Here is a 7,760-nt window from a genome sequence, read left to right on the forward strand (position 1 = left end):
CTCAAAAACAAAGAAAAGGGAGAATTCCAGTGCAAGTTAAAATTATAAAAAATCAGTATAGATGATTTTTTATTTTAAATTAATAAGAAATTTTGCTAGTGTTTGTCCAGATTCCCATTCTCTCGGCTTCTTTAATCAACTGTTCTCTATAATCGGGATGAGCAATGGAAATTAAAAGTTCACTTCTTTCCCAAGTTGACTTTCCCTTTAAATTAACAGCCCCATATTCAGTTACAACATAATGTGTGGCCGATCTAGGTACACTGACAATTGAACCTTCGGCCAATCTTGGCTTAATAAGTGATTCAATGCTTCCATCTTTCTTTTTTCTTCTTGACGGCGTGCAAAGAAAACTTTGACCTCCTTTTGATTTAAATGCGCCCATTACAAAGTCAAGCTGTCCTCCTGTTCCACCAATATGCTGCAAACCTGCTGATTCGGAATTAACTTGTCCAAATAAGTCTACCTGCAAGCAGCTATTGATTGAAACGACTTGATCATTAGCCGCAATTACTTCTAATGCATTGACGTAATCAACAGGAGCTGCACATAAAATAGGATTATCATCAATAAATTCATAGAGTTCCTTTGAACCCTGTGCAAAAGTATAGACCATCTTGCCTTTGTCAATATTTTTATTACTTGTAATTTTTCCTTCCTTATACAAGTTCAGATATGCATCAACAAACATTTCTGAATGTACACTTAAATTATTTATATCTGACTTTGCAATCATTGCGCCTATATAATTTGGAAGCCCTCCTACACCAAGCTGCAGCGTACTTCCGCTTTTAATTTTTTCAACTATATATGATCCAATTTTTTTATCTACTTCACTCGGTGTTTTCGCTTTAATAATAGGCAAATCCGGATTTGTCCCTTCTACAACATAATCAATTTGTGAAAGATTTACCGTATTTTGATAACCATGGGCTATTGGCTGTTTTTCATTTACTTCTACGATAACAACTTTCGCTTTTTTAAGGATTCCCTGATAGTCAGCTACCTGAGGTCCAAAATTAAAATTACCATATTTGTCCATAGGTGCTACTTGAAACATTGCAACATTTATGTCACCTACATTTTCACTCCAATACTTTGGATTCTCTCTAAACTGCACAGGTACAAACCAACAATTACCCTTCTTATTAGCTTTTCTGTCTAAAGCACTGAATTGGGTACTTAAGTATTTAATATGTTTTGATTCTGGATCCGCAACCAAGATTTGAGGTGGATCGGGATAAGACCATATAGAGGTCATTACAAGTACGTCCTTAAGCTCCCCAACTCTTTTAGCTAAAGCACGGTCAAGATCAAAGACAAGCCCGTTGAAAAGTCCATAATGAACTCTGTCCCCTGATTTAATCACTTTTACAGCTTCATCTGCCGATACTAATTTCTTCTTATATTCTGTTGATAGTTCATTCATTTTGTACATAAATTCATCCCACCTTATTTATAATATTATATTTCTACTATTACTGCTGTTCCCATTCCCCCACCTGCACAAAGAGATGCAAGTCCATAGTGATTACCTCTTTTTCTCATCTCATAGATTAGTGTAATTACAAGCCTGCTTCCTGTGGCGCCTACTGGATGTCCAAGTGAAATTCCACCACCATTTACATTGAGAATTTCACGCTTAATCCCCAGCGTTCTTTCACAAGCCACGCACTGTGCTGCAAAAGCTTCATTAATTTCAAACAAATCGATATCTTCAATTTTTAGCCCTGCTTTTTTAAGTGCTTTCCGAGAAGAACTAATCGGGGCGATACCCATTATTTGTGGATCCACTCCAGTAGTTGCAACAGATACAATTCTTGCTAAAATAGGCAGCTCTAATTCTTTAGCTTTTTCTTCTTCGACCAAAAGTACTCCTGATGCTGCATCATTCATACCTGATGAATTTCCAGCAGTTACTGTACCGCCCTCTTTGAAAACTGGTTTTAATTTTGCCAGCCCTTCTAATGTCACATTTCTTCTTGGGTATTCATCTGTATCATAAGTGCTATCCCCTTTTTTCCCAGAGACAGTTATCGGAATGATCTCATCCTTGAACTTTCCAGCATCAATTGCAGCTATTGCTCTTTGTTGACTTAATAGTGCATATTCGTCTTGATCTTGCCTTGTCACACCATATTTTTCTGCAACATTTTCTGCTGTAATGCCCATAGCAGGACCAATTCCCAGGTTTGTTAATGAGTCCCACATAGAATCCCTGAGCTCGCTATGTCCAAACTTTTTCCCATATCTTGCATCAAACATCATATGAGGTGCTGTGCTCATGCTATCTGCCCCTCCTGCCATAATACAGTCAGCTTCTCCGGCCTTAATCTGGTGATAACCTATTTGTATTGATGACATAGATGAAGTACAATTTCTATGAACAGTTATACCTGGAACAGTAACAGGAAGGCCAGCCTTAACTGCCGCTACTCTAGCTAGATTGTTTTCCTTATACGTTCTCTGGTAGTTACAGCCCCAGATAACATCATCAATTAGTTTTGGATCAATTCCTGATCTCCTTATAAGCTGTTTCATAACAGGCATGGATAGATCCAGAGAAGTAATTGTTTTAAATTGCCCTCCTATTGTTCCAATTGGTGTTCTACATCCTGCTACAATTACTACATTTCTCAATTATTATTCCCCCTTCTTATTTACCTTGATAAATTGGTTGTCTTTTTTCAATAAAGGCTCTCATACCTTCTTTTTGATCTTCTGTATTAAATAAATCTGCCCAATTCTCATACTCCATTTTTATTGCATAATTCAGTTTTGGTTCTGATATCCCAGCATCTATGGTTTTTTTTGCAACCCTTAGTGCCACCGGTGGTTTTTTGCAGAGTTTTTCCGCCCATTCCATAACCACCTCCATAAGTTTCTCCTGTTCCACTATTTTATTTACCAATCCCATTTGCTCTGCCCTATCGGCACTTATCATCTCACCAAAGAATATTAATTCCTTTGCTCTAGATACGCCAAGCAGCCTTGGTGCTCTTATCGTACCCCCTGCACCTGGCATAATTCCCAAATTGATTTCTGGAAATCCAACTTTTGCATTTGTTGAAGCAATTCTAAAATCACATGCTAATGCAAGTTCTAAGCCACCTCCTAAAGCATATCCATCTATTGCCGCTATCGTAGGAATTTCTAAATTATATATCTTCTGAAATGTCTTAGAAAATGAAAAATCTTTGGCTTCTTCTACATTACAGTTAACCATTCCCTTAATATCCGCACCCGCTGCAAAATTATTATCACTCCCGATAATCAACACTTTAATTTCCGAATCCTTCTTAATCTTTTCAATGAGCTCATCTAATTCCTCTACTGTCGGCTTATTTAATGCATTAAGTGCCCTAGGCCTGTTTATCCTGACTACTCCTATCCTACCAATCATTTCAAATGATAAATTTTTCATAGCTGCCCTCCCATCTACTTATTTGTATAAATTAGCTTGTTCTACTTGTATTGATAAAAACCTTTTTTTGCCTTTCTTCCATATTCTCCTCTGGCATATCTTTCCACAATTGCCGGACTTGGTTTATCAGACGGGTTCCCTGTCATTTTATATTTCTCAGTCAGAACATTAAATTCAAGATCAATTCCTGTCATGTCAAGCAATTCAAAGGGACCCATGGGATGTGACAATCCATACTTTACTGCTTTGTCAATATCTTCAAAGGAAGCAACGCCCTGATCATATATGTAGCAGGCCTCCTTGGTAATTGCACTGAAAATACGGTTTACGATAAAACCGTAAATTTCTTTATTTACAATGGCAGGAATCTTATTGATAGATTCTACAAATTTAACCATAGTTTCAACGGTTTCCCTACTGCAATGAGGACCTTTTACAACCTCAACCAGTTTCATTACGAGAGCCGGATTAAAAAAGTGCAAGTTCAGAACCTTATCAGGATGCGCCACTACATCACAGAGCTTGGAGCTTACTATATAAGAGCTGTTAGTAGCAAAAATAGTATGTTCAGGAGTCAGTTCATCAACCTGTTTAAGCACCGATCTCTTTACATCCAAAATTTCTGCCACCGCTTCGATAACCAGATCTGCATCCTTCACAGCTTCGGCAAGATCCGTTGTAAATTTTAAGTTACTCTTGCTCTCTGCCACTGCTTCCTCAGTCATTTTCCCCTTGGTTATCTTTTTAAAAAACCAGTCATTTGAAAAAGCTTCCGCTTTTTTCTTTTCATCAATTGTTTCATTTTTTATACCATAACAACTCACTTTATATCCTGAAATAGCCACATGCATTGCAATTTGGACTCCCATCGTACCTGCACCTACAACTGCAACTTTCTTAATATTCATCTTTTTCTCCATTTCTAACAGGCTTTTATCCCTGTAATATTTTTTTATATTTCGTGCTATCCATATTACTTACTTCTTAGTCTATTTCTAAAGCATAAATTGCTGCACCTAAAGCACCTATGATCTGAGGATCTTCAAGTCTTATAATTGGATGATCAATCTCATTTTCTACTGCTGTTACTGCACTATTATTTAATGCAACTCCACCCGTCATAACCACATCTTCCACAACCCCAACTCTATTACACAAGCCTGCAATTCGTTGTGCAATAGATTTATGCGCTCCTAGAGCGACATCCTCTATGCTTTTTCCTGATGCAAGTTGAGAAATAACCTCTGATTCCGCGAAAACCGTACAGGTGCTACTGATTGCTACTCCTGGCTTACCCTTTGCTGCTAAGCTTGCCAGTTCACTTATACGACAGCCTAATACCCTTGCTATTACTTCTAAAAATCTGCCTGTTCCAGCTGCGCACTTTTCATTCATAACAAAGTTCTCAACATTGCCATTCATCGAAACTCGAATCACTTTGGCATCCTGCCCTCCAATATCAATAATTGTACTTACAGTAGGGCATAAAAACTTTGATCCTTTTGCATGGCAGCTTATTTCTGTAATCTGCTTATCTGCACTTTTATACATCATTCTTCCATAACCTGTTACTACACACTTTTTGATGTCTTCTCTTTTGATACCTGCCTGCATCAACGCTTTTTCTGCAGATAGCTGAGGTCCCTTACTGCCTGTCCCCATATTGAAAATTCCTTCTCCACATATAACTCCATCAGCATTGATAACCACTGCTTCTGAAGATGATGAACCTATATCCACTCCTAAATACATACCAATACCCCTTCTCAAATTTGCATTCTATGCAAGCATTTCAGCAAAGCTCTGTATCCTGGTTCTCAATTGCTCTAGGGAATCCATTTGCTGTTCTATTTCTACATATAAAGTCGGTATTTTTGCTGCTTCTAGCTCTTTCTTTATAATAGGATAATCAAACTCCTCCGGGTCACAAAATTTTAGCTGGCATACTACAACAGCATCGGCTTTATATTTATTTCTCATATCTATCAGCATCTGTCCTCTGCTCTTTGCTTCGTCATGTAAGAATGCACATCCATCCTGAAGTGCAATTCTTTCTACCATTCTATTAAGCGCATCTCCTTTTTTAGGAGCAATTGTTCTAAACTGCCTGGATTCGTGCGCTAAATCATCTGCTACGATGAACATATCATTATCTGTGAATATTTCCAGTAATTCGGTCGGTTCACTAATCAAACCCGTTATAATTATTTTTTTCTTCCTGCTTTTTTCCTCCGGCAATTCCTTTATTGCTTTAATTAGCTCTTTCATTTTTGTTGTATAAATCTTCTTGTCCATGAAATACGATGCTTTTATGATTAAGTGTCTCCTCTCTGCATTAAGCATAGTTGGATAATGTTGAACAAGTTCTACAAATTCTTGCATTGTTTTTCTATAATCATCATAAATTTCAACGCTCTCCTCTAATGCTTTCTCTGTTATTTCCTCTCCTGCAACCTTTTCAAGCGCTTTTTTTACTCTTATAAACTCTTCCCGCATGAATTCTTTTCCCACTTTTATCTTCCTATTTTGGGGATAAACCATAGGAATAATGTTGAGTTGGGGTGATGAAATCTTCCAATTTTCTGCAATACACTTTAATGTGTCACAAAAAGTTGGGATAATAACTGCTGATAAGAAGTCATATTTACCCATTAATGCCTGTTCTGTATTTGCTTTCATAGTGGAACAGCAGAAGCTCTGCAAATAATGACTTGATAATTTTCCAATAGTCTGTCCGCCCCACATTCCAATTGGAAGCAAGCCTGCTGCATAAACGATTTCATCTGGCGTATAGATAGGGAAGCATCCAACGGCTTTTTTTCCTGTCACTTTCATTTCTTTTAATGTAGAACGACTTGGATTTGCTCCAATGTCCTCCAATTCATTTATCATGTCAAGAGCACTGCTCATTATCTTGTCCCCCCATTCTTCTTTCTAGTTTCCATCATTTCAACCAATGCCTGAATTCTTGTTTCATATTGTGCAAGTGAAAACGCTCTTGGATCTGTCTGATCTCCATCAAACATTACGGAAGGGATTCCCGTAGCTGCTTCTACTCTTCTCTGCACTTCGAACTGTCTAAAATCCATGAGCTTACAGCTTCTATTTGAATGGTATATAATCCCATGAAGACTAAAATCCCTCACTAATTTTTTTATATTATCCACTCCAAAATCAATATTTCTATTAGCATAATTTGAACTGTATGCCCTCGCCATTGAATCGATATCGCCTGCATCATATACAATATGCCAAGAATCTGGATAAGTGGAGGTCACCATATTAATTCCATACTTTTTTAAAACCTTGTAAGTAGCACTTAAATATGGCCAACATGCGATGCCATCCCACATCACCCTATATTTCTCCTCCCTATCCTTCCAAGGTCCAATTCCTCTTTCCATTTTTTCTTTCAGTTCATCATGCCACAGCTTAAATAATTTTAAGCCTTCTTTTGTTCCTCTCATGCATACGATAATTGCCATATAATTAAAAAGATCAAACCCATTTAATGGGGATGGCTTTGCCCTAGCCAACAGTGATGCTTTTTTCCACCATTGTGAGGTCTCTGAGGAAATTTTCATTACTTCAGAAAATCGATCATAGTCAAATTTTTCTCCAGTAATTTCTTCAAGCTTCTCAATTGCATGAAGTATTTGGCCTTTAATATATTTAACGTTTTGGTCATTAACTTCATATTGATGATTAAAGGGCAAATCAAATAGAATCATTGGAATTTTTAATTCCTTAGCAATATTTTCATACCATTTAATTACTGTATTGCAAATATTATTGCAGCAGAAAATTAGATCTGGTAAAGGAATATTTGCTGCTTCACATTCCCGTATATCCATATATGCAAGATTCACCCTAGCATAAGAACATATATCCGCTGAATACCCATTTCCCTCTGAATAGTTGATGAATTGCTGCGAATGTTTTCTTGCTCCAATTGCAGCCGCATGATTTTCCGGATAAACTACGTGAATTCCCATCGTTTCTAACAGCTCCTGAGGCGCAATAGAAGTAGACCAAGCGATTATTTTCCCATCTGCCTTTGCCTGAAAAGCATCTGCATAATGTTTATCTAGTAATTCTCCCAGCAATTGCTTTGATGTCTTTTGATTTTCCAAGATAATACCTCCTTTTAGTCTATATTAATTTACACCAAACCTTTAAGCAATTAACGTGCCAACTTTTTTTCAATAAAATTTTATACACAAAAAAAGCCAAAGAATCTATGAGTTGGAGATTCTCCGTTATCTATATTTTTTAGATTTTTTTAAATTATATAATATATTTCAATTTTCTTATTAAATATTTTGATGCTGCAGTG

At 36.9% G+C, this 7,760-nt stretch carries 7 protein-coding genes; all 7 read right to left on the minus strand.

Annotation, left to right across the window (positions count from 1 at the left end; translation table 11 throughout):
- Positions 1-79: 79 nt before the first annotated feature.
- The 7 genes from J5G60_RS02920 to J5G60_RS02950 all read right to left on the minus strand — a co-directional run bounded on the left by J5G60_RS02920 (position 80) and on the right by J5G60_RS02950 (position 7,557).
- Positions 80-1,438, minus strand: coding sequence for an acetyl-CoA hydrolase/transferase family protein (locus tag J5G60_RS02920; protein WP_150356466.1), 1,359 nt, complete (start codon positions 1,436-1,438; stop codon positions 80-82).
- A 26-nt stretch (positions 1,439-1,464) separates the two neighbouring features.
- On the minus strand, positions 1,465-2,640 hold the full coding sequence (locus J5G60_RS02925) for a thiolase family protein (RefSeq protein WP_150356465.1): 1,176 nt from the start codon (positions 2,638-2,640) through the stop codon (positions 1,465-1,467).
- Between the two features lie 16 nt (positions 2,641-2,656).
- Positions 2,657-3,424: an enoyl-CoA hydratase/isomerase family protein gene (locus J5G60_RS02930; RefSeq protein WP_150356464.1), complete on the minus strand. Its 768-nt coding sequence runs from the start codon at positions 3,422-3,424 to the stop codon at positions 2,657-2,659.
- Positions 3,425-3,465: 41 nt separating this feature from the next.
- Positions 3,466-4,332, minus strand: coding sequence for a 3-hydroxyacyl-CoA dehydrogenase family protein (locus tag J5G60_RS02935; protein WP_150356463.1), 867 nt, complete (start codon positions 4,330-4,332; stop codon positions 3,466-3,468).
- 76 nt (positions 4,333-4,408) lie between these two features.
- Complete coding sequence (locus J5G60_RS02940) at positions 4,409-5,176, minus strand: acyl-CoA dehydratase activase (RefSeq protein WP_150356462.1); 768 nt, start codon at positions 5,174-5,176, stop codon at positions 4,409-4,411.
- Between the two features lie 27 nt (positions 5,177-5,203).
- On the minus strand, positions 5,204-6,334 hold the full coding sequence (locus J5G60_RS02945) for a 2-hydroxyacyl-CoA dehydratase subunit D (RefSeq protein ID WP_150356461.1): 1,131 nt from the start codon (positions 6,332-6,334) through the stop codon (positions 5,204-5,206).
- Positions 6,334-7,557 carry a 2-hydroxyacyl-CoA dehydratase subunit D gene (locus J5G60_RS02950; protein WP_150356460.1) on the minus strand — a complete coding sequence of 408 codons (1,224 nt, stop codon included), beginning with the start codon at positions 7,555-7,557 and terminating at the stop codon, positions 6,334-6,336. The genes J5G60_RS02945 and J5G60_RS02950 overlap by 1 nt, the downstream gene beginning before the upstream one ends.
- Positions 7,558-7,760: the final 203 nt, after the last annotated feature.

The organism is Clostridium sp. HV4-5-A1G (assembly GCF_900184915.1).
Classification (GTDB): Bacteria; Bacillota; Clostridia; order Clostridiales; family Clostridiaceae; genus Clostridium_B; species Clostridium_B aromativorans.

Excerpts from the sequence above, each read along its gene's own strand:
- J5G60_RS02920 (WP_150356466.1), bottom strand. The coding sequence starts at position 1,438 with ATGTACAAAATGAATGAACTATCAACAGAATATAAGAAGAAATTAGTA.
- J5G60_RS02930 (WP_150356464.1), bottom strand. The coding sequence starts at position 3,424 with ATGAAAAATTTATCATTTGAAATGATTGGTAGGATAGGAGTAGTCAGG.
- J5G60_RS02935 (WP_150356463.1), bottom strand. The coding sequence starts at position 4,332 with ATGAATATTAAGAAAGTTGCAGTTGTAGGTGCAGGTACGATGGGAGTC.
- J5G60_RS02940 (WP_150356462.1), bottom strand. The coding sequence starts at position 5,176 with ATGTATTTAGGAGTGGATATAGGTTCATCATCTTCAGAAGCAGTGGTT.
- J5G60_RS02945 (WP_150356461.1), bottom strand. The coding sequence starts at position 6,334 with ATGAGCAGTGCTCTTGACATGATAAATGAATTGGAGGACATTGGAGCA.